The 21,545-nt window shown below is 63.6% G+C and carries 22 protein-coding genes and 1 tRNA gene; 15 read left to right on the top strand and 8 right to left on the bottom strand.

Going from position 1 to position 21,545, the window contains the following annotated elements:
- Positions 1 to 194: hypothetical protein (locus P9272_RS24660; RefSeq protein ID WP_278162541.1), on the bottom strand; the 194-nt coding region annotated here is incomplete at its 3' end.
- Here P9272_RS24660 and P9272_RS24655 point away from each other — a divergent pair.
- A tRNA-Glu gene (locus P9272_RS24655) sits at positions 187 to 261 on the top strand. The two genes, P9272_RS24660 and P9272_RS24655, sit on opposite strands and share 8 nt — an antisense overlap.
- A gap of 45 nt (positions 262 to 306) precedes the next feature.
- Here P9272_RS24655 and P9272_RS24650 read toward each other — a convergent pair.
- Positions 307 to 756 carry a hypothetical protein gene (locus P9272_RS24650; protein WP_278162540.1) on the bottom strand — a complete coding sequence of 150 codons (450 nt, stop codon included), beginning with the start codon at positions 754 to 756 and terminating at the stop codon, positions 307 to 309.
- A gap of 75 nt (positions 757 to 831) precedes the next feature.
- Here P9272_RS24650 and P9272_RS24645 point away from each other — a divergent pair, with 75 nt between their 5' ends.
- From P9272_RS24645 to P9272_RS24635, 3 genes are all read left to right on the top strand, one after another.
- Positions 832 to 1,413 (top strand): VOC family protein, encoded by a 582-nt coding sequence (locus P9272_RS24645; protein ID WP_128258846.1) that lies wholly within the window; start codon positions 832 to 834, stop codon positions 1,411 to 1,413.
- Between the two features lie 22 nt (positions 1,414 to 1,435).
- On the top strand, positions 1,436 to 2,293 hold the full coding sequence (locus P9272_RS24640; protein WP_278162538.1) for a glutathione S-transferase family protein: 858 nt from the start codon (positions 1,436 to 1,438) through the stop codon (positions 2,291 to 2,293).
- A 366-nt stretch (positions 2,294 to 2,659) separates the two neighbouring features.
- Positions 2,660 to 2,923, top strand: coding sequence for a hypothetical protein (locus P9272_RS24635; RefSeq protein ID WP_347404065.1), 264 nt, complete (start codon positions 2,660 to 2,662; stop codon positions 2,921 to 2,923).
- Positions 2,924 to 2,941: 18 nt separating this feature from the next.
- On the opposite strand, the gene P9272_RS24630 is transcribed toward P9272_RS24635, so the two are convergent.
- Together P9272_RS24630 and P9272_RS24625 are read right to left on the bottom strand one after the other, a co-directional pair.
- On the bottom strand, positions 2,942 to 3,175 hold the full coding sequence (locus P9272_RS24630; protein WP_128258848.1) for a hypothetical protein: 234 nt from the start codon (positions 3,173 to 3,175) through the stop codon (positions 2,942 to 2,944).
- Between the two features lie 159 nt (positions 3,176 to 3,334).
- Complete coding sequence (locus P9272_RS24625) at positions 3,335 to 3,694, bottom strand: hypothetical protein (RefSeq protein WP_278162537.1); 360 nt, start codon at positions 3,692 to 3,694, stop codon at positions 3,335 to 3,337.
- A 241-nt stretch (positions 3,695 to 3,935) separates the two neighbouring features.
- Here P9272_RS24625 and P9272_RS24620 point away from each other — a divergent pair, with 241 nt between their 5' ends.
- From P9272_RS24620 to phoB, 7 genes are all read left to right on the top strand, one after another.
- Complete coding sequence (locus tag P9272_RS24620) at positions 3,936 to 7,661, top strand: PAS-domain containing protein (protein WP_278162536.1); 3,726 nt, start codon at positions 3,936 to 3,938, stop codon at positions 7,659 to 7,661.
- A gap of 485 nt (positions 7,662 to 8,146) precedes the next feature.
- Positions 8,147 to 9,205 (top strand): phosphate ABC transporter substrate-binding protein PstS, encoded by a 1,059-nt coding sequence (gene pstS / locus P9272_RS24615; protein ID WP_278162535.1) that lies wholly within the window; start codon positions 8,147 to 8,149, stop codon positions 9,203 to 9,205.
- 64 nt (positions 9,206 to 9,269) lie between these two features.
- Positions 9,270 to 10,256 carry a phosphate ABC transporter permease subunit PstC gene (gene pstC, locus P9272_RS24610; RefSeq protein WP_278162534.1) on the top strand — a complete coding sequence of 329 codons (987 nt, stop codon included), beginning with the start codon at positions 9,270 to 9,272 and terminating at the stop codon, positions 10,254 to 10,256.
- 3 nt (positions 10,257 to 10,259) lie between these two features.
- Entirely contained in the window at positions 10,260 to 11,111 is an 852-nt protein-coding gene (gene pstA / locus P9272_RS24605) for a phosphate ABC transporter permease PstA (RefSeq protein ID WP_127884678.1), read from the top strand.
- A complete protein-coding gene (gene pstB, locus P9272_RS24600) occupies positions 11,108 to 11,911 on the top strand; it encodes a phosphate ABC transporter ATP-binding protein PstB (protein WP_128258852.1) in 804 nt (267 codons plus the stop codon). The genes pstA and pstB overlap by 4 nt, the downstream gene beginning before the upstream one ends.
- A 20-nt stretch (positions 11,912 to 11,931) precedes the next feature.
- Positions 11,932 to 12,639 carry a phosphate signaling complex protein PhoU gene (gene phoU / locus P9272_RS24595; RefSeq protein WP_278162533.1) on the top strand — a complete coding sequence of 236 codons (708 nt, stop codon included), beginning with the start codon at positions 11,932 to 11,934 and terminating at the stop codon, positions 12,637 to 12,639.
- A 17-nt stretch (positions 12,640 to 12,656) separates the two neighbouring features.
- On the top strand, positions 12,657 to 13,346 hold the full coding sequence (gene phoB, locus P9272_RS24590) for a phosphate regulon transcriptional regulator PhoB (RefSeq protein WP_128258854.1): 690 nt from the start codon (positions 12,657 to 12,659) through the stop codon (positions 13,344 to 13,346).
- A 300-nt stretch (positions 13,347 to 13,646) separates the two neighbouring features.
- Here phoB and P9272_RS24585 read toward each other — a convergent pair whose 3' ends face one another.
- Positions 13,647 to 14,891, bottom strand: coding sequence for an ROK family protein (locus P9272_RS24585; protein WP_128258855.1), 1,245 nt, complete (start codon positions 14,889 to 14,891; stop codon positions 13,647 to 13,649).
- A 269-nt stretch (positions 14,892 to 15,160) separates the two neighbouring features.
- On the opposite strand from P9272_RS24585, the gene xylF reads away from it, so the two are divergent.
- The 4 genes from xylF (at position 15,161) to P9272_RS24565 (ending at position 20,358) form a co-directional block, all read left to right on the top strand.
- Positions 15,161 to 16,201 carry a D-xylose ABC transporter substrate-binding protein gene (gene xylF, locus P9272_RS24580; protein ID WP_278162532.1) on the top strand — a complete coding sequence of 347 codons (1,041 nt, stop codon included), beginning with the start codon at positions 15,161 to 15,163 and terminating at the stop codon, positions 16,199 to 16,201.
- Between the two features lie 230 nt (positions 16,202 to 16,431).
- Positions 16,432 to 17,784: a sugar ABC transporter permease gene (locus P9272_RS24575; RefSeq protein WP_278162531.1), complete on the top strand. Its 1,353-nt coding sequence runs from the start codon at positions 16,432 to 16,434 to the stop codon at positions 17,782 to 17,784.
- An 18-nt stretch (positions 17,785 to 17,802) separates the two neighbouring features.
- Entirely contained in the window at positions 17,803 to 18,603 is an 801-nt protein-coding gene (locus tag P9272_RS24570; protein WP_278162530.1) for an ATP-binding cassette domain-containing protein, read from the top strand.
- A gap of 132 nt (positions 18,604 to 18,735) precedes the next feature.
- Positions 18,736 to 20,358 (top strand): CHASE domain-containing protein, encoded by a 1,623-nt coding sequence (locus tag P9272_RS24565; RefSeq protein WP_278162529.1) that lies wholly within the window; start codon positions 18,736 to 18,738, stop codon positions 20,356 to 20,358.
- A gap of 83 nt (positions 20,359 to 20,441) precedes the next feature.
- Here the strand turns inward: P9272_RS24565 and P9272_RS24560 are convergent, their stop codons facing one another.
- The 3 genes from P9272_RS24560 to P9272_RS24550 form a co-directional block, all read right to left on the bottom strand.
- Positions 20,442 to 20,687, bottom strand: a complete 246-nt coding sequence (locus P9272_RS24560; protein WP_278162528.1) for a YMGG-like glycine zipper-containing protein — start codon at positions 20,685 to 20,687, stop codon at positions 20,442 to 20,444.
- Positions 20,688 to 20,771: 84 nt separating this feature from the next.
- Positions 20,772 to 21,098 carry a hypothetical protein gene (locus P9272_RS24555; RefSeq protein WP_278162527.1) on the bottom strand — a complete coding sequence of 109 codons (327 nt, stop codon included), beginning with the start codon at positions 21,096 to 21,098 and terminating at the stop codon, positions 20,772 to 20,774.
- Between the two features lie 181 nt (positions 21,099 to 21,279).
- A complete protein-coding gene (locus P9272_RS24550; protein WP_278162526.1) occupies positions 21,280 to 21,450 on the bottom strand; it encodes a hypothetical protein in 171 nt (56 codons plus the stop codon).
- Positions 21,451 to 21,545 lie beyond the last annotated feature (95 nt).

Raw genomic sequence — 21,545 nt, 5'->3', positions numbered from 1 at the left:
CCGCAATCCACCTCACACCGGCCGATCGCGGCAAAACCGGCCGAAACAGCCGCTAAAATGACCCTCGCATAAGCCGATCTCGCATCAACCAAACGCGAAACGGCCTCACCGCTCCGGTTTTTCCGCAGCCTGTTAAACCCCAGTTGCTTTTTCGCGGCCGCCAGCCTATGTAGCCGGTTCTTGAGCGCGCCCATCGTCTAGCGGTCAGGACACCGCCCTCTCACGGCGGGAACAGGGGTTCGATTCCCCTTGGGCGTACCAAGTTTCCAAAAAAAGCCGACTTTCGAAAAGACTCCATCAGGCTGGTCATAAGGCAGCAAGGGCGACGGCGGCAGCTAGACCGGCTTCGGTTCTTTCGCGCGATGCATGCTCCAACAACCTCGATAAGTGCTGGAGGTGCATCGATTGCGCATCTTCAAGCAACTGCAAAAAGGTGGTCGCCTTGCCTCGCGGCAGCCGGCGGCGCTTCAGCGCGGCAATTCGCGCGCGCTGGCACTTGATGTGCCGCTCCGCTTGCAGGACGTGGCGTTCCGCCATCCGAATGTCGTCAGCCAATGCCATCGGCTCAAAACGGTCCGGCGAGCCAATGGGTTCCATTTCGGAAGCCGCCATTCTGCGACGCAGATCCATGCCTCGATGCGGCACCGGCTCCAGTTGCCGCCGCTTCTGGTGCAACGTCCCGGATTGGATTAGCATCTCCTCATCTGCGCTGCGGCCGCGATCGACAAGACGCGGACGTGGGGGCAGGAAGAACAAGCGGCGGTCCCGGTGCCGAGCGTCGAGGCATCCGAGAAAACGTCAGCCGGCTCAAATGCAGGCGGGGAGGATCCAATGCGGAAGCTGCAGTCGCAAGGCGTTCATCACATCACTCTGGTCGGCGCCGGACGCCAGACCTCGATCGACTTCTGGGAAGGCGTGCTTGGCATGCCCTTCATTTTCGAGCAGCCCAATCTCGACAAGGCCAGCGAAAGCCACCTTTATTTCGATCCGGGTGACGGGCGCCTGATCACGGTCTTCACCGACGAGAGCCGGACCCCAGTCAAGCGGCGGACGCCGACCGATACCGGTTGCGTCCATCACATTGCCTTTTCGGTGTCGCGGGTCACTTTCCTGCAGGCGGTCGCGCGGCTCGACGAGCGCGGCATCAAGCACAGTGGCGTCAAGGATCGCGGCTTCATGGATTCGATCTATTTCGAGGATCCGCTTGGACTGCTGATCGAGCTTGCGTCCTACCGTTTCGAGCCGCCGGCCGGCATCACCCATTCAGACGTGCTGATGGAGGCGCACAAGATCCGCGTGGCGCGCGGCGACTACAATATCGCCGAACTCCATCTGGCCGACGCCATCCAGGCGCTGGTCGAGCGGTCGCGTAAAACCCTGTCCGAAAACAGGGCGCCGAAAAACCCCTATTAACCTGGTCAAAGGGAGGACCGAGATGGCAAAGGCAGCAACGAAGAGCGCAAGGAAACCCGCGGCCAAGGCCGCGCCGAAAGCAGCGGCGAAGACGGCCGCCAAGGTGGCGGCAAAAGCCGCACCAAAAGTGACGACCAAAGCCGCGCCCAAGACGACCGCAAAGGCAAAAGCAAAGCCGGCCAAGAAGCCCGGCATAAAACTCAGCATGCTGAGGCCGAGCGTCAACAACATGACAGTCAGGGTTTTCGCGCGCGCGGCCGGGCTCGATCCGGCGGAGACCGACGCCTGGGGCCATACGCGCTCGCCTGAGTTCCTGGCGCGCAATCCGGCGCATCTGACGCCGATGATCGAGGACAAGGGCCTGCCGCGCGGCGTGCTGTGGGAAAGCTGCGCCATCATGCAGTATCTCGCCAACAAGCACGGGCTGGAGAAGTTCTATCCCAAGGCGCCGGCGAAGCGAGCCATGATCGACAGCGCGATGTTCTATCTGGTCGGGACCCTTTATCCTTATGTCGCGCGCGCGACCTATCCGGCGCTCGGCTTTCCGCATTATGCCGGCGAGGTCGGCCACAGCGACGCCCATCCCGATAAGAAATCGGAGGCGCAGAAGGCGGCGATGGCCGCGATCGCCGAGCCGCTCGAGGTGTTTCACTCTTTCTTCCGTAACGGCAAACCGTTCATCGGCGGCAACAACCCATCGATTGCCGACATAAGGCTGGCGGCAACGCTCGAATTCCTGGCGGTCATCGACTACGCGCTGCCCGAATGGGCGAAAGAGTACATGGCGGCGCTGGAGAAGAAACTCGGCAAAGCTTACGCCGAGCCAGCCGGTGACGTGCGCGGCTACATCGCACATGTGAAATCGCAGGCCAGGGCGTAGCGGTCGCTCGGCGTTAAGATTTCGTTCACCTAGGACCTGTCTACTGGGTTTAGGCCTCGCTGCGACCACGGATGTACTGGCGCCATGACGAGGCAAGGGAAAGGTCGGCTCCGTGCCGGCCTTTTGCTTTTCTCGCGGGCCATCGCGCCGCAATCACGACAGTATGATTGCGGCGCCGGCGTGCACGCTGAAATCCTATTGTCATCCTCGTCATGGATCGTACCATACCCCCGGGCGGCCGTGCGATGGCGACGAGATCAGCGATGAAGATGGCAAGGTTCTTGACGATCACGGGCGCGGTGCTGGTCGCGCCCTTTCCCTCCTTGGCAGCGCCCCTCAACAGCATGAACGAGGCCGGCGGCGGCCATGCAGGCCTGCTGGACGCCGCCGGCCAAGTCCGAGAATTCCTCGGTCACGCTCAGCTTCAGCTTCAAGCGCGACGGCACGCTGATCGGGCCGCCCAAAACGACGGCCATTCATATCGTCGGCGGCGACAAGGCGCGCCAGGCCTATGTTGACGCGGCGATAAAGGCGCTGAATGATTGCCTGCCGCTCAGCTTTTCGCCGGCGCTGGCGCAAGGCATCGCCGGCAATGTCTTCACGCTGCAGTTCAATTCGCCGAAGAAATAAGCGGCAGGCTCACCGTTTTCAGGTCAGGCCGCGAACGCCCGACCCGGAACGCCTGGCTTGGGCGTGTTTTTCCAACTCCGGCATCTCGAAGACATAGTCGCTCCAGGCCGAATCCGGGATCTGCCCGGCCAGGTAACAATCCAGCAGAAGCTTCTGTTCCGGGGTAAGGGGCCTCGGCGCCTGCTCATGATCCAACCCAAGCGAATGGATCAGGTTCCTGGTCAGGCCAGAGACGGTGAAGTGAATGGACATCTTCAGTCTCCTGGGTGCAGCGCGGATCACGTCAGTGCCAGGAAACGTCCACCACCCTCAAAGGTTTCATCAGCAATCCGTGATCGCGTCGGCGGCTCGGTTTTCAGGCCGGCTCTTGTTCGGCGCTGTCCGGCCGGCACTGGGTCCACGGAAGGAACGCTATTGGCAGATGACGCGATAGCGCTTGCCGTCCTCGCCGACGTTCCTGCAGGTGAGGGGGCTCTGCTCGCCGGATGCCGGGACAGGCGGATGCTGGCCAAAGGACGGCTTCTTCGAAGCGGGTCCGGAATGGCGCCGGACAGCGGGGCTCGACGGCAGGATGGCCGGCGCGCTTGGCGGCGGAGGAAACACATCCGACACGACCTGCCTCGAGGCCGTCGTTCCCGGCGGCGCCTTGTCCCAGACGCGCCTGACATCCATCCGGCTGGGAACGATCACCGTGCCGTCGTCGCTTCGTGTGCAGGCGCCTGCTGCAAGCAGCGCGGAGCACAGGACGAAAGCGGTGATTCGATTGAACATTAGCAATACCTCAGGTGCCTTATATTGTGTCGTTGCCTCAATCGCCAACAGGCGGATTACCGCAACCGGCGCCACGATGCTGGTTTTCTCAACTGCATCGAACGGCAGGTGGTTGCGTTTCATTATGGTTAGCGGATCGTTAATGCTTGTCGGGCAAATTCCGCCGACGAACCGGGAAGCGGGGTTCGGCTGGGGGTCGCACAGCATGTCGGACGTGGGCAAGACGAGTGGGACAGGCGGCATGCGCGACCCGTTCGACGCAACGACGGGAAATGACGACGACACGCCCGCCGGCGAAGGCGGCGAACAGCATCTTGCCGACCTCGAGCGCACGATGGACGCCATGCGGATGGGCGTCGTGCTTCTGGACGCCCGGCTCGACACGCTGATCATCAATCAAGCCTACCGGGAGTTGTCCAGGATCCCCGAGGGGGCGGTGACTGTCGGGGCGCCATTCAGCCGCCTGATGGATCTCAATCGCCGCAACGGCATCTATGGCGAGATCGACGAACAGGAGTGGCAGCGCTATCTTGCCAGCCGAATCGCGGATATTCGTGCCGGTTCCGTTGCGCCGCGCGAGCTCGTCCATGCCGACGGCCGCACGATGATATTCTCGGTGACGGCGTTGTCCGGCGGCAAGCGCCTGTTGACCTACTATGACGTCACCGACGTCAAGCGCCGAGACGCCGAGATCGAAAGAGCCAATGCCAGGACTGCCGAGACGTTCAGCAATCTCAGCCTGATGGTCGATTCGATGCCGATCGGCGTCATCGTTGTCGACGCCGAATTGCGCGTCGAGGTGATCAACCGGGCCTTCTACGACTTCTGGAAGATCGATCCGCGGCGCGCTCCGGCCGGCATCTCTTTTCGCGACCTCATGGAAGCCAGCCGTGACGCCGATCCGTTCGGCGCCGAGGAGCAGGCATGGCAGAGCCACGTCGCTGAACGCGAGGCCGAAATCCGCGCCGGCGCCGCGGGCTCCAGGCAGCTGCCACGCAAGGACGGCTGCACGCTGATCGCCTCGCTGGCGCCGCTTCCGGGCGGCAAGCGGCTGATCTCCTATGTCGACATCACCGACATGAAGCAGCGCGAGACCGAGGCCGAGGACGCTCGCAGGAATCTCGTCACCGTGCTGGAGTCGCTGCCCGCCGGCGTCATCATCTATGATCGCGACGATCGCTTCGTCTTCGCCAACCGCAAGCTGCAGGACACGCTGCCGGGGCTGAAGCCGGCCTGGCAGCCGGGCCGCACATTCCGCGAGGCGTTGGCTCTCGGCCATTCGGTCGGCTATTTCCGCTCGAGCGGCGACACAGAAATCGACGGTCTGTACGGCGTCGACACCGAGCGCTGGCTTGACGCCATGCTCAAGCGGTACCGTTTGCCAAACTCCGCCTACGAGCGGCTCAACGCCGACGGGCGCTGGTACCAGGTCTATGACATGCGCACCGATGACGGGACGTTCATTGGCGTGCGCGTCGATATCACCGACATAAAGGTCCGCGAGAAGGCGCTGCGCGACTCCATGCGCCAGATCGACCTCTACCGGCACGTGATGGATGAGCTGCCTGTGGCCGCCTTCATCAAGGCCGACGATCTCAGCATGGAATTCGTCAACAAGGCCTGGTGCGCGCTGACCGGATTCGAAAAGGACGAGGTGCTCGGCAAGACGGATCGTGAGCTTTTCGCGTCGGAAGAAGCCGACGGCTTCAGCAGCGACGACACCGAAGTCGTGGCAACCGGCGCGGGACGCGAGGTCGAGGAGGCCGTCACCCATCGCGACGGCACGGTGCGGCAGCTGATGACGCGCAAGAGCCGGCTGGTGGCCATTGACGGGTCGGTGCATCTGGTCGGCTCCAGCACCGACATCACCGACGTCAAGGCGCGCGAGCAGGCGCTTCGGCAGAGCATGAGCGAGAACGAGGTGTTCCGCAGCCTCATCGACAACGTGCCGGTGTCGATCTACGCCAAGCGTTCGGACCTCAGGCAATTCTATGTAAACAAGGGCTGGTGCGATCTCACCGGCTTCAGCCCGGAAGAAGCGATCGGCAAGACCGACGTCGAGATATTCGGCGCCGACGGCGAAGCTTTCGTCGCCGGAGACCTTGCCGTGCTGCGCACCGGCGAGACGCAGGAGATCGAGGAGACGGTGACGCTGCCGGACGGCAGCGTCAGGCACCAGTTCGCGCGCAAGGGCGCGATGATCGCCTCGGACGGCTCGCTCTACCTCATCGGCTCCACCACCGACATCACAGAGCTCAAGCAGCGCGAGGCCGAACTCAGCGAAGCGCGGCAACGTGCTGTGCTCGCCGACCGGGCCAAGTCGGAATTCCTCGCCAATATGAGCCACGAGATCCGCACGCCGATGAACGGGGTTCTTGGAATGGCGGAACTGCTGGCAAAGTCGGACCTCGATCCGAAACAGAAGACCTTCACCGACATAATCGTCAAATCCGGCAACGCGCTGCTCACCATCATCAACGACATCCTCGACTTCTCCAAGATCGACGCCGGCCAGCTGGTGCTCGACCCGGCGCCGTTCAATCTGGCCGAGGCGATCGAGGATGTGGCGACGCTGGTCTCGACGCGCGCCAAGGAGAAGGACCTCGAGCTCATCGCGCGTGTCCAGCCGGGCCTCGACGGCCAGTTCGTCGGCGATGTCGGGCGCATCCGGCAGATCGTCACCAACCTGCTCGGCAACGCGGTGAAGTTCACCGACGAGGGCCATGTTCTGGTCGACGTGACGGGCGAGCGGGTTCCCGCGGGGACGAAGCTGACCATTTCCGTGACGGATACCGGCATCGGCATTCCCGAGGACAAGCTGAAGCTGGTGTTCGAGAAGTTCAGCCAGGTCGATACCTCGTCGACCAGGAGACATGAAGGCACCGGCCTCGGCCTCGCCATCACGTCGCGGCTGGTCGAGATGATGGGCGGCGAGATCGGCGTCGACAGCGCGGAAGGCAAGGGTTCGACCTTCTGGTTCACCATCACGCTGCCCAGGGCCGAGCAGGGCGCACAGCGCATCACGCCGGTCGACGTCACTGGCGCGCGCGTGCTCATCGTTGACGACAACGCCGTCAACCGCTCGATCCTGAGCGAGCAGATGGCATCGTGGATGTTCGATTCCTGCGCGGCCGAAAGCGGCGCCGAGGGGTTGAAGGTGCTCGTTGCCGCCGCCGCCTACGGCGTGCCGGTCGATTGCGTCGTGCTCGACTACCAGATGCCCGGCATGACCGGCGCCGAGATGGCGCGCATCGTGCGTGATACGGCGGGTCTGGCGCACACGCCCATCATCATGCTGACCTCGGTCGACCAGTCGCTTGCCAACACCGCCTATCGCGACCTCGGCATCGATGCGCAGCTGATCAAGCCGGCACGTTCCTCCATCCTTCTGGAAACGCTGGTCGCAACCATCCAGCGCCATCGCCACAGCAGTGCCGCGGTGCAATCCGCCGTTGGCGGCACCCCATCGCAAGCTGCGCCGGCGCAGACGGCGATGTCGGACCGCGCCATGCTGCAGCCGCCGCCCGTGCGTGCGCGCCCACGCCCGGCCGAACCCGAGGGCGGGCTCGACGTCCTCGTCGCCGAGGACAATGAGGTGAACCAGATGGTGTTCACCCAGATCCTTGGCGAGACCGGCTACCGCTTCGAGATCGTCGGCAATGGCCGCAAGGCGCTCGATGCTTTCGGCAAGCTCAATCCGCGCATGATCCTGATGGACGTGTCGATGCCGGAAATGAACGGACTGGAGGCGACAGGCGCCATTCGGAAGCTCGAGGAGGACACGGGCACGCATGTGCCGATCGTGGGCGTGACGGCGCATGCGCTGAAGGGCGATCGCGAACGCTGCCTCGAGGCCGGCATGGACGATTACCTGCCGAAGCCGATCAGCCCGCGGGCGCTGCTCGAAAAGCTTGAGCGCTGGCTGGACGCCGAAGCGGAGGTCCGGCGCAACGCGGGCAAAATTTAAGACGGGCCGGCGGCACTCCCAAAGGAAATTGACGTATGCGTATGGTGCGATCGCACCATATCAAAGCATGTGCCAAGCCAGGACAATAGCTGCGTTGATTCCGCTCTCCAGTTACGGGCGGGGGCAGCGACCGCCAACAAGGAACAGCGTCGACTCTACCCCAACGGACCTGTTTTCGGCGACGGCCATGCCATGATCCGCTCTGGCATCCAGGCAACGCGCTCTCGTCCGGATTTTATTTCCCGGCGGCCGTGATCCGGCCGCCGGGATAATTTTGTTTCACAAGCCAGGCAAGTCGCTGATTCCCGCGGCAAACTCCGGCCGGCCCGCAGAGACCGCCGAAGACCCCTCCGAGCATCCCCGTTCAGGCGTTACCGGGCTGACACGAAACTGTCATGCGACTGTAATAATCGAAGGCTATTGCGCTCATCGGGCGCCGATAGAACGGGTGCCGAAAGACCATCTTCCGAACAGGAGCAGGCCACATGAGACATTTCATCCGCTCGGCGGCCGTTGCGATTGCAATGGCTGCGGCATCAACCCTTAGCATCTCCGCCGCTATGGCAGCGGATATCTCCGGCGCCGGCGCCACCTTCCCCTATCCGATCTACGCGAAGTGGGCCGACGCCTACAAGAAGGAGACCGGCATCGGTCTCAACTACCAGTCGATCGGCTCCGGCGGCGGCATCAAGCAGATCAAGGCCAAGACAGTGACCTTCGGCGCTTCCGACGCGCCGCTGAAGGGCGACGATCTCAAGTCGACCGGGCTCGCACAGTTCCCGATGGTGATGGGCGGCATCGTTCCGGTCGTCAACCTCGAAGGCGTCAAGCCGGGCGAACTGGTGCTCGACGGCCCGACGCTGGCCGACATCTTCGCCGGCAAGATCACCAACTGGAACGACGAGGCGATCAAGAAGCTCAACCCCGACGTCAAGCTGCCCGACCAGGCGATCGCGGTCGTCCACCGTTCGGACGGCTCGGGCACCACGTTCAACTTCAGCTACTATCTGGCCGACGTCAGCGCCGACTGGAAGTCGAAGGTCGGCGTCAACACCGCGCTGGAGTGGCCGGTGGGCATCGGCGCCAAGGGCAATGAGGGCGTCGCCAACAACGTCTCGCAGACCGGTGGCGCGATCGGCTATGTCGAATATGCCTATGCCAAGCAGAACAAGCTCACCTACACCGACCTGATCAACAAGGACGGCAAGAAGGTCGAGCCGACGGCGGCGGCGTTCTCGGCCGCCGCGGCCAATGCCGACTGGAGCTCGCAGCCGGGCTATGGCGTCATCCTGGCCAACCAGGCCGGCGCCGAAACCTGGCCGATGACGTCGGCCACCTGGATCCTCGTCTACAAGAAGCCCGACGATGCCGCTGCCACCGGCGAGGCGCTCAAGTTCTTCGCCTGGTCCTACGCCAAGGGCGACGAACTGGCCGCCAGCCTGGACTACGTTCCGATGCCCGACGCTGTCGTGAAGAGCGTCGAGGAGATGTGGAGCAAGGATATCGTCGACGCGAACGGCAAGCCGCTCTACTCCGGCATGTAATTCTTAGCGAATAAGGAGGGCGTCTTTGGCGCCCTCCTGTCTCTTTCGAAATGCGAGGGGCCGAATGAGTGCCGTTTCCCAAGCCGCGACATCGCCCGCCATGCGGACCAGAGAAGCGACGGTGCGCCGCTTTGCCTTCACCGACATGGTCTTCCGGGCGGCCACGCGCGCTTCCGCCATCCTCGTGCTGGTTCTGCTCGGCGGGGTCGCCATCTCGCTGATCGCCGGATCGTGGGAAGCACTGTCGAAATTCGGAATATCCTTCCTGACGACCGGATCCTGGAACCCGGTGACCGAGAATTTCGGCGCGCTGGCGCCCATCTACGGCACCATCGTCACCTCGGCCATCGCCATCATCATCGCCGTGCCGATCGGCATCGGCATCGCCGTCTTCCTGACTGAGCTTTGCCCCCGCCCGCTGCGGCGCCCGATCGGCATCGCCGTCGAGCTTTTGGCCGGCATTCCCTCGATCATCTACGGCATCTGGGGCCTGTTCGTCTTCGCGCCGTTCCTGCAAACGACGATCCAGCCCTTCATCATCTGGCTCTTCAAAGGCATCCCCGGCCTCAACAGCCTGTTTGCGGGGCCGCCCTACGGCATCGGCCTGCTGACCTCCTCGCTGATCCTGGCCATCATGGTGCTGCCCTTCATCACCTCGATCACCAAGGACGTGTTCGACACGGTGCCGGCGGTGCTGAAGGAATCGGCGTACGGCATCGGCTGCACGACCTGGGAGGTGACGCGGCGCGTGACCATTCCCTACACCCGCGTCGGCATCATGGGCGGCGTCATGCTCGGCCTCGGCCGTGCGCTCGGCGAGACAATGGCCGTGACCTTCGTCATCGGCAACGCGCATCGCATCAGCGCCTCGCTGTTCGCGCCGGGCACGACGATCTCGGCGACGATTGCCAACGAGTTCACCGAGGCCGATGGCGCGATCTACACGTCCTCGCTGGTGGCCCTCGGCCTGATCCTGTTCATCATAACATTCATCATCCTGGCGCTCGCACGCTACATGCTGCTGCGCATCGATAGCCGCACGGGAGCCTGACCGATGTCGACTGCCCAATCGCTCCACCAAAGCCGCAAGCGCAAGAACGCCGTGATGATGGCGCTGTGCGTCATCGCCGCCGGCATCGGCCTCGCCTGGCTGGCGCTGATCCTTGGCGCCCTGCTCTACAAAGGGCTCTCCGGGGTGTCGCTCGCCGTGTTCACGCAGATGACGCCGCCGCCCGGCGATGCCGGCGGCCTGCTCAACGCCATCTACGGCAGCATCGTGATGACCATCATCGGCATCGTCGTCGGCACGCCGATCGGCGTGCTGGCGGGCACCTACATGGCCGAGTATGGCCGTTTCTCGAAGCTCACCACGGTAGTGCGTTTCATCAACGACATCCTCTTGTCGGCCCCCTCGATCATCGTCGGCCTGTTCGTCTATGAGCTGATGGTGCGGCCGATGGGGCACTTCTCGGCCATTGCCGGCGCCGTCGCCCTGTCCATCCTGGTGATCCCGGTCGTGGTGCGAACCACCGAGGACATGCTGAACCTCGTGCCCAACGCGCTGCGCGAGGCGGGCACCGCCATCGGCGCGCCTCGCTGGGTGGTGATCCGCTCCGTCGCCTACCGCGCGGCACTGTCCGGCATCGTGACCGGCATATTGCTGGCGATCGCCCGTATCTCCGGCGAGACGGCGCCGCTACTCTTCACCGCGCTCAACAACCAGTTCTGGTCGAGCAATCTCAATGCCCCGATGGCCAGCCTGCCGGTGACCATCTTCCAGTTTGCTCTCAGCCCCTACGAGGAATGGCAGCAACTTGCCTGGACGGGCGCACTCATAATCACCCTGACGGTTCTCGGGCTGAGCATCATCGCCCGCAGCCTAACCGGACGCAGAGAGGACAGATGAAACCGATGTTGTCCACCGACCTGAACGTAGCCGACACGACCGTCGAGAAGGCCAAGATCGAGATCAAGAACCTCAACTTCTACTATGGCCAGTCGAAGGCGCTGAAGGACATCAACTTGTCCCTGCCCGAGCGCAGCGTGACCGCCTTCATTGGCCCGTCGGGCTGCGGGAAGTCGACGCTGCTGCGCGTCTTGAACCGCATCTACGAGCTCTATCCGAAGCAGAGCGCCGAGGGTCAGGTGCTGCTTGACGGCAAGAACATCCTCGACCGCTCGCAGGACCTCAACCTGCTCAGGACCAAGATCGGCATGGTGTTCCAGAAGCCGACGCCGTTCCCGATGTCGATCTACGAGAACATCGCCTTCGGCGTCAGGCTCTATGAGAAGATCAGCAAGGCCGAGATGGACAGCCGCGTCGAGTCGGCGCTGAAGCGCGCGGCGCTGTGGAACGAGGTCAAGGACAAGCTCAACGCCAGCGGCCAGAGCCTCTCCGGCGGCCAGCAGCAGCGCCTTTGCATCGCCCGCACCGTGGCGGTGAAGCCGGAGGTCATCCTGCTCGACGAACCGGCTTCGGCGCTCGATCCGCTCTCGACCGCCAAGATCGAGGAACTGATCGACGAATTGCAGGCCGACTACACGATCGTCATCGTCACCCACAACATGCAGCAGGCGGCGCGCGTGTCACGGCAGACGGCGTTCATGTATCTGGGCGAGCTGGTGGAATTCGACCGGACCGAGAAGATCTTCACCTCGCCCCGCGAGAAGCGCACCCAGGACTACATCACCGGCCGCTTCGGCTGAGTTCATACGAGGACAAAATCATGGCCGAACATACCGTCGCCTCCTTCGACGAGGATCTGAGGCAGATCAGCCGGCTCATCACCGACATGGGCGATCTCGCCGGCTCCATGGTCGGCGGCTCGACCAGGGCCCTGCTCGAAAGCGACAATGCGCTGGCGCAGCGCGTCGTCTCCGACGATGCCATCATGGATGCGCGTCAGCGCGAGCTTGACGACCGCGCCATCACGCTGATCGCCAAGCGCCAACCGATGGCGGACGATCTTCGCCACGTGGTCGGCTCGATCCGCATGGCGGGCGACCTCGAACGCATCGGCGATCTCGCCAAGAACATCGCCAAGCGCGTCGGGTCGGTCGGCGTCAGCACCGCCCCGCGCGACCTCACGCATTCGATCGATTCCATGGCGCAGCTGGTGCTGATCCAGGTCCAGGGCGTGATCCAGGAATATACGGTGGGCGATGCCGCGGCGCTGGCCAAGCTTCGCAACGATGACGAACGCATCGACGTCAAATACACCTCGGTGTTCCGCGAGCTGTTGACCTACATGATGGAAGACCCGCGCAACATCACCCCTTGCACGCATCTTCTATTCTGCGCCAAGAATCTCGAACGCATCGGCGACCATGTGACCAACATCGCCGAGAACGCCTATTATGTGCTGACCGGCACGCAATTGCCCGCCAACCGTCCGAAGCAGGACGAGACGGCAATGTCGGCGCCGGCCGCCTGAGGGAAAAGGTTACCCCGATGATCGCGCCACGCATCATGGTGGTGGAGGACGAGGAGCCGCTGGGGGTGCTGCTCCGCTACAATCTCGAATCCGAGGGTTACCAGGTGGAAGTGGTGACCCGCGGCGACGAGGCCGAAATCCGCCTTCAGGAAAACGTTCCCGACCTGCTCGTGCTCGACTGGATGGTGCCGGCGGTCTCAGGCATCGAGCTCTGCCGGCGTCTCAGGATGCGGCCCGAAACCGAGCGGCTGCCGATCATCATGCTGACAGCGCGCGGTGAAGAAAGCGATCGGGTTCGAGGTTTGTCCACCGGCGCCGACGACTATCTGGTCAAGCCGTTCTCGACGCCGGAGTTCATGGCGCGCGTCAAGGCGCTGCTGCGCCGCGCCAAGCCTGAGGTGCTGTCCAGCGTGCTCAAGGTCGGCGACATCGTGCTCGACCGCGAATCGCATCGCGTCTACCGCAAGAAGAGCGAGATCAGGCTCGGCCCGACCGAGTTCCGCCTGCTCGAATTCATGATGCGGCATCCCGGCCGCGTGTTCTCGCGCAGCCAACTGCTCGACAATGTCTGGGGCGAGACGATCTATATCGACGAGCGTACGGTGGACGTCCATGTCGGCCGCCTGCGCAAGGCCGTCAACAACGGCCGCATGCCGGACGTCATCCGCACCATTCGCGGGGCGGGTTACGCCATCCGCGAGGAGTAGGATACGGTGCCAAAGTGGTGACGGGGCAGGCACTTCCAGCATCCACGCTGGTGGGTAGCCGAGACGCTTGTGCGTCGTCAACCAACGGGCGGAGCAAGGAGCGCAGCGACTCGGCGCAGACCCGCGGATCCATGCTGCGGCTCGAAGCGTTGCGACGGTCCGGATTTTTCGCCGCTGCGCCCTACGATCAAGGTAACGGCACGGATTCCAGGGTCTCCGCGACGGAGCTTCGCTCCTGCTTCGCTCCGAAATGACGAAGCTCAAAGGCCTTCGCTGATCTCCGGCGAATCGGAAACGCGCTCAGGCCACGTTCTTCCCCGCCGCGTCAGTTCTCGCCTGGACGCCCGGCGCGAAAATCTCCTGGTCGACGAAGGTCAACGCGCGCATGGCGCAGCCTTCGCGGATCAGCGGCAGCTCGTTCGGCTCGGTGTCGAAGGAGATCGAGCTCGAGTGCTGGCCGCCGGCGGTCCGGGCGATCGCCTCCCTCAGCGCCGGCTCGATAAGGTCGAAGGCGGCCGCGCTGACGCCGACCATAGCGACAGGCGCAGGGTCGATAAGGGCGAACAGGCTGCCCAAACCGAAGCCCAGCGCCTCGCCGGCCCGGCGATAAGCCTCCCGCTCGGGGCCGTCCTCCTGCCGGGCCTTTGCAGCCAGCGCGCGCATGTCGGCGTCGCCGATGTCGATTGGCGCGGCGTCCTCGCTTATCCCCATGGCGCTGCGCCAGATCGCGTAATTGCCGGCATAGGCCTCGACGCAGCCGCGGCGCCCGCAGCGGCAAAGCGCGCCGCCCGGACGATGTATCATGTGGCCGAACTCGCCGCCGGAAGAATGCGTGCCGGTGAACAATTCGCCCTTCAGCACAAGGCCCATGCCGATGCCGTGCGAGAGCAGGATGGCGATGAAATTGTCGCGATAGCGCTCGGGAGCGCGCCATCGCAGTGCCACCGCCATCATGTTGCAGTCGTTCTCCATGGTGGCGGGGATGCCGAATTCCCTCTCCAGGATGTCGGCGAACGGAATGTCGGTCAGTGGCGTGATCGGCGACCACAGCATGGCGCGCGAGTGGGAATCGGTGATGCCTTGAATGCCCATTGCGATGCGGGCGACACTGCTCACGTCGAGGTCGGGATCCTGCAGGCGGCGCCGGACGATCGCCAGGCACTCGCCGATCAGCTCGTCGCGCGGCATGACAAGCGTGTCCAGGCGCCGCTGCTCCTCGGCGATCACCTGGCCGGCATAGTCAATGACGGCGACCGACAGGAAGTTCAGCGACAGCACCACGGTCAGCACCGCGGCGGCTTCAGGATTCAGCGCCAGGCCGATCTGCGGCCGGCCGCGTTTCAACGCCGTCGGTTCGCTGGCCTTGCTCTCGGTGAGAATGCCCTCCTGGATCAGGTCGGCGGAGATCGCCGAAATGGTCGAGTGGCTGAGACCGGTGGTGGCGGCAATTTCGGTCCGCGATGGCTGGCCGGCGCGACGCACGGCCGAAATCACCATGGCGCGGTTGCGCCGGCGCAAATCGTCGTGACGGATTCCGACCGACATCGTCTCGCTTGTCCTCCCTGGTCATCGGGGCCTTGTGATGATGCCATGGCCTGTCGCTGACACGCTGGGAATAGTGGCAGAAGCCAAAGCCGATGTCATTATTTATTGCGGACGCCGAAAAAAATGCCTTGGCCCATCAAAAGCCATCAGAATCTCGGTTGACACCTTCATATCGGTGGACCAGTATTTTTTTGAGGCTCGAAAAAAAGCCTCTATGCCGGCCTTCGGGCCAGTCTGGGTCGCGCCGCACAAGGCGCAGGGAGGATATCATGAAGAAATTCGCAGCCGCCATCCTGGCGGGCGTTGCCATGTCGCTGACGCTGGCTTCGGTTGCCGAGGCGAAGGGCAAGGTGATCGGCGTCTCGTGGTCGAATTTCCAGGAAGAGCGCTGGAAAACCGACGAAGCGGCGATGAAGGCCGCCATCGAGGCCGCCGGCGACAAGTATATTTCGGCCGACGCGCAGTCCAACCCGGGCAAGCAGCTGACCGACGTCGAAAGCCTCATCTCGCAGGGCGCCAATTCGCTGATCATCCTGGCGCAGGATGCCTCGGCGATAGGCCCGGCCGTGCAGAAGGCGCTCGATGAAGGCATCCCGGTCGTCGGCTATGATCGCCTGATCGAGAACAAGGACGTTTTCTACCTGACTTTCGACAACAAGGAAGTCGGCCGCATGCAAGCCCGTGAGGTGTTCAAGGCCAAGCCCGAAGGCAACTACGTCTTCATCAAGGGCTCGGGTTCCGATCCAAATGCCGACTTCCTGTTCTCGGGTTCGATGGAAGTGCTGAAGGAAGCGATCGACAGCGGCAAGATCAAGAATGTCGGCGAGGCCTATACCGACGGCTGGCTGCCAGCCAACGCGCAGAAGAACATGGAGCAATTCCTGACCGCCAACGACAACAAGGTCGACGCGGTCGTGGCGGCCAATGACGGCACCGCCGGCGGCGTCGTCGCGGCGCTGACGGCGCAAGGCCTGGCCGGCACCGTTCCGGTTTCGGGCCAGGACGGCGACCACGCGGCGCTCAACCGCATCGCGCTCGGCACGCAGACCGTCTCGGTGTGGAAGGACGCGCGCGAGCTCGGCAAGAACGCCGCCGAGATCGCCTCGCAGCTCGCCGACGGCAAGAAAATGGGTGACATCGCCGGCGCCAAGGACTTCACGACGCCTGGCGGCAACACCGTCAAGTCGTTGTTCCTGACCCCGATCGCGATCACCAAGGACAATCTCAACGTCGTCATCGATGCCGGCTGGATCAAGAAGGACGAAGTCTGCGCTGGCGTTGCCGCCGGCAGCGTCAAGGTCTGCAACTAAGCTCGCCGACGTTCGATCAAGACACCTACGCCGCGGCTCGGAGCGGTTCGTTGAACCGCTCCAGTTCCTTTGGCCGCAATCCCGGACGGAAAACCGCTACGCACTTTTCCTGGGATTTGCTTAGAAGCCGCGGCGTTTTCTCAGAAAGTTTTGTGTTTCCGCTTCTGGCGGATAGCTTCTAGGCTTGCTCCGGCATCCGCGCCAGACGGGCAAGCCGGCGAGAGGAAATCATGACCGACACGACGTCTACCCAACCGGCAGACACCGCGCGCGCCTCGGAGCTGGGCGCCGTCGCCCGGTTCCTGAAGGCAACCGAGCTGGACACCCGCATGCTCGGCATGATCGGCGCGCTGCTCTTGATCTGGGTCGGGCTGCATGTGATCTCCAGCCTGCGCCTCGGCGTCAATCCGCTCGACTTCGACAGCCGCACCTTCCTCACTCCGCGCAACCTCTGGAACCTGTCGGTGCAGACTTCGGCCGTGGCGATCATGGCCTCCGGCATGGTGCTGGTCATCGTCATGCGCAACATCGACTTGTCGGTCGGATCGGCCGAAGGGGTGATCGGCATGGTCATGGGGTTTGCCCAGGTGCATTTCCTGGTTCGCTTCGTCGGGCTTGAGCTCGGCAATCCGTGGATCTGGGTCCTCGCATTGCTGATCGGCCTGGCGCTCGGCCTCATCATCGGCGCTTTCCAGGGCTTCATCATCGCCTATCTCGAAGTGCCGGCCTTTATCGTCACGCTGGGCGGATTGCTGGTGTGGCGGGGCGCTGCCTGGTGGGTCACCAGCGGCCAGACCGTCGCGCCGCTCGACGCCACGTTCCAGCTGATGGGCGGCGGTCCGGCGGGCTCGATCGGCGCCAAATGGAGCTGGGTTGTCGGCATCGTCGCCTGCCTGGCGGTTATTTTCATGCATTTCAACGGCCGCGTGCAACGCAAGCGCTTCCGCTTCCCACTGCGTCCGGTCTGGGCCGAGACGCTGCTTGCCACGGTCACCTGCGCGATCATCCTGGGCGCCGTGTGGCTTGCCAATTCCTATCCGTGGCCAGTCGGCATCGTGAACCGCTATGCCGCCGCCAACAACATCACCGTCCCCGAAGGCGGACTGTTCATTGCGCATGGCATCGCCATTCCGGTGCTGATGGCGGTCGCCGTCGGCCTGATCATGACCTTCGTCACCAAGCGCACGCGCTTCGGCCGCTATGTCTTCGCCATCGGCGGCAATCCGGAAGCGGCCAACCTCGCCGGCATCAACACGCGCTGGATCACCATGAAGGTGTTCATGATCATGGGCGTGCTGGCGACGATCGCGGCGGCGATCTCCTCGGCCAGGCAGAATTCATCCACCAATGCGCTCGGAACGCTGGACGAGCTGCTGGTCATCGCAGCAGCCGTCATCGGCGGCACGTCGCTCGCCGGCGGTTCCGGAACCGTGCTCGGCGCCATGCTCGGCGCGCTGCTGATGCAGTCGCTGCAGTCCGGCATGGTGCTGCTCGGTGTCGATTCCCCGCTGCAGAGCATCGTCGTGGGCGCCGTGCTGGTGGTGGCGGTGTGGCTCGACACACTTTATCGAAAGCGGGCCTGATCAGTGAGGAGAAACAACATGGCTGACAAATCCGCTCCCGCCGGCGTTCCACTGGTCGATATGCGCAACATCTCGATCGCCTTCGGCGGCATCCGCGCCGTCGACGACGCGTCCGTCGATCTTTTCCCCGGCGAAGTGATGGCGCTGCTCGGCCACAACGGCGCCGGCAAGTCGACGCTGATCAAGATCCTGTCGGGCGCCTACAAGCGCGACAGCGGACAGATCTTCATCAATGGCGAGGAGGTTTCGATCTCGAATCCGCGCGACGCCAAGAAATACGGTGTCGAGACGATCTACCAGACGCTGGCGCTGGCCGACAATGTCGATGCCGCGGCCAATCTCTTCCTCGGGCGCGAGCTGATGACCGGCTGGGGCACGCTGGACGACGTCGCCATGGAAGCCGAGGCGCGCAAGGTGATGGGCCGGCTCAATCCGCGCTTCCAGCGCTTCAAGGAGCCGGTCGTCAAGCTGTCGGGCGGACAGCGGCAGTCGGTGGCGATCGCGCGCGCCATCCTGTTCAACGCCCGCATCCTGATCATGGACGAGCCGACGGCGGCGCTCGGGCCGCAGGAGACGGCGCAGGTCGGGGAGTTGGTCAAGCAGCTCAAGGCCGACGGCATCGGCATCTTCCTGATCAGCCACGACATCCATGACGTCTTCGAGCTCGCCGACCGGGTCTGCGTGATGAAGAACGGCCAAGTGGTCGGCACCGCGCGCACCACCGACGTCACCCAGGACGAAGTGCTCGGCATGATCATTTTGGGCAAATGTCCGCCCGGCGCCATTCCAGGCCCTGGCGCGCTGAAGATCGCGGCGTAAACTCACGCATATAGCCGGCTAATTAACGGCTGCGTGATGTACCAGCCACGGTGATGATTTGACCGCGCCATTGTGTTGACGCGGAGACTTGCCCATAAAGATCGTCGACCGTCCACGGGCCACATCTTTGATTTGAAGAAGCTCTTTCCTATCGTTGCCTTTGTCGCCGTCGCGCTGATCAGCCTGACGATGGCAGGGTTCGCCTATTTCGCCACGCAAGAGGCGGCGCGGATCAAGTTCGAGGGCACCGCCGACGACGCGCTGAGCCGCATCGAGAGCCGCATCGACCTGCATCTGTCGCTGCTGCGTTCGACGCAGGCGCTGTTCGATGCCCGCAACGGCGACATCACGCGCGGCGAATTCAACGCCTTCTTCACCGCGCTGAACATCAGTGACAACTTCGCTGGCCTGCGCGGCATAGGCTTTCTCAGGCTCGCCAAAGCCGGCGACGAGGCCGCGGTCGAACGCGATATCCTGCGCGACCATGGGGCGGCCCACCCGATCTACCCCGCGACGACCCAGCAATGGCGCACGCCGATCGTACTGTTCGAGCCGCTCGACACGTCCAACCAGTCGATCATCGGATTCGACATGTTTAGCGAGCCGGTGCGGCGCGAGGCGATCGAAAAGGCGATGGCCGACGACCAGCAGCATGCGAGCGGCCTGGTCCAGCTCGGCCAGGGCGCCGGCGTGGCGCAGACGTTCACGGGTTTCCTTGTTTTCGTGCGGCTGAACGTCGAAACCGCGCCCGAGGTGATCAATGCAAGCCGCTCCTCGACGGCCGGCTTTCTTTACGCGGCCTTCCGCGCGCAGGATCTGTTCCAGGTCGCGCTCAGCCGCGCGCCGCTGCTGCCCGTCAATGTCGAGGTCTATGACGGCAAGCCCGAGGCCGGCAATCTTTTGTTCCGGTCGGAAGCGCCGCCGGCGGAGCGCATCGGGGCGAAGCTTCTGGCGCGCCGCGATATCGTTGTTGCCGGTCGGCCCTGGACGCTGCTGTTCAGGCCGACAAGCCCCTTCGAGCCGCCGTCCTCGCGTGCCATTCCGGTGATGCTCGGGCTGTTCGGCCTGCTGCTTGCAGGGGCCATCGCCCTGGTGGCGCGCTATCAGGAGCGTGCCTATGACGCCAAATCGGCGCTGCACGAGGCGACGGAAAAGAGCCTGCTGGAAAAGGACCTGATCCTGCAGGAGATGAAGCACCGCATCAAGAATTCGATCACCCGCGTGCTGGCGATCGCGCGGCAGACGGCCTCGCAAGCCACCGACGTCAAGGAGTTCTCGGCATCGTTCTCGGCGCGCCTACAGGCCATGGCTGCGTCGCAGGATATGCTCACCCGCTCGCGCTGGCAGAAGGCCGATCTCGGCGACCTGCTGCGTATCGAGCTCGGGCAGGTATTCGGCAAAGACATCCCTGAAGGTGTGCTGTCCGGGCCGCAAGTGCTGCTCGACGAGACGACGACTCAGGCGCTGGGGTTAACCTTCCACGAACTCGCCACCAACGCGCTGAAATATGGCGATGCCGGCAATTCGGTGGGTGCCCTCAAGGTCGACTGGAACGTGAAGGGGCGCGGGCGCGAGCGAACGCTTACCCTGAATTGGCGCGAAGCGGGTCAGAAGAAACTGGAGGCGCCGGCAAAGACAGGCTTCGGGACCAAGCTGATCGATCTCAACGTCACGCGCGAATTACGCGGCACGATCGCGCGCGACTACCGTGACGATGGACTGAAGGTGGAAATCAAAATCCCGCTGGCCGAGTGAGCGGCCAAAACGGCTCGCACTGGCTTGCGAATCAGCGGGCCGACACCGGAGGCCGGCTAGCGGCCTCCGGTTCTTCTCCGATATCAGTTGCAGCGGGCCTTGTAGGTCGTGCCGTCACGGTGGCGATATATGCAATAGCCGTTGCGCAGGTTGCGAACCAGGAGACCCGATCCGGCACCGACGGCCGCACCGATCAGCGCGCCTTTGCCGCCGCCGACCAGGCCGCCGATGCCGGCGCCGATCAGGCCGCCGCCGACCACGTCCTGCTCGGTCGTGGTGCAGCCGCTGACGGCGACCACGGCAACCATGGCAATGATCATCTTCCGCATTGAAATGCTCCTCACTTTTGTCCTCACTTTTCGGCAGTGCCAGCCGCCATTTAGCATGAAAAAACGGGCTTTGCCTGCCCGATCTTACTGTTGTTTAAGATAGTCTTTTTCGGGCCGCACGCTGTTCGACGCGACAAGCATGCCGGAAACCTCCAAAGACGCGGCCAGAGTGCCGTCGGACCTCACGCTCCAGGCGATATGGTCGTAATCGTCTTCGAGAGCCGGATCGACGGCCAGGCATTCGCCGATAATGCGGGGAGCCCTGCCCTGCAGGTCACCAAGGGCGAAGGGTCTTTCTGCGACACAGGCTTGGGCGGTCTCAAAGACGCTGACCGGCACTTCGAGCTCGCGGCAATCGGTCATTGTGCTCGAGCAACCGACGACGAAGAGCAGTGCGGCGATGTGTTCCATGGCTCCAAACCTCTCGCCGCAAACAACGATTTTCGGCGAGCGAAAGTTCCAGGGCCGCGTTCAAAGCATAGCATCGCATGGCAGGCGATGGGCTTTGAGTCCTGTTCCTGATGCATGCCGTTTCCCAAAGCCGCCGCGCAACCTTGATCGACATGCTCGCGGTCCAAGCCGCATCCAAGGATCAGAATAATTGCAAGGCGGCGGTCAGGGCCACGGCGGCGAGAAGCGCCACCGCGCCAAGGCGGAACGGAAGATGGGATGATCGCGGCGCCGGCTGCGGATCAGCATCCTGGAAGCCGCTCATCGAGACACGGGCGGCCTGCTCCAGCTTGTTCATATCGGCAACCATCATTTCAGTCTCCCAGATCGCGCGCCGGGCGGCACGGACGGGTTTCCGGCGCATCATCAGCCGGCAGCACAGGATCGGACTTTATGGTGAACAGAGGA

The sequence above is a fragment of the Mesorhizobium sp. WSM4976 genome, assembly GCF_029625685.1.
In the GTDB taxonomy this organism is placed as follows: Bacteria; Pseudomonadota; Alphaproteobacteria; order Rhizobiales; family Rhizobiaceae; genus Mesorhizobium.
This window is presented reverse-complemented; position numbering and strand designations above follow the sequence as displayed.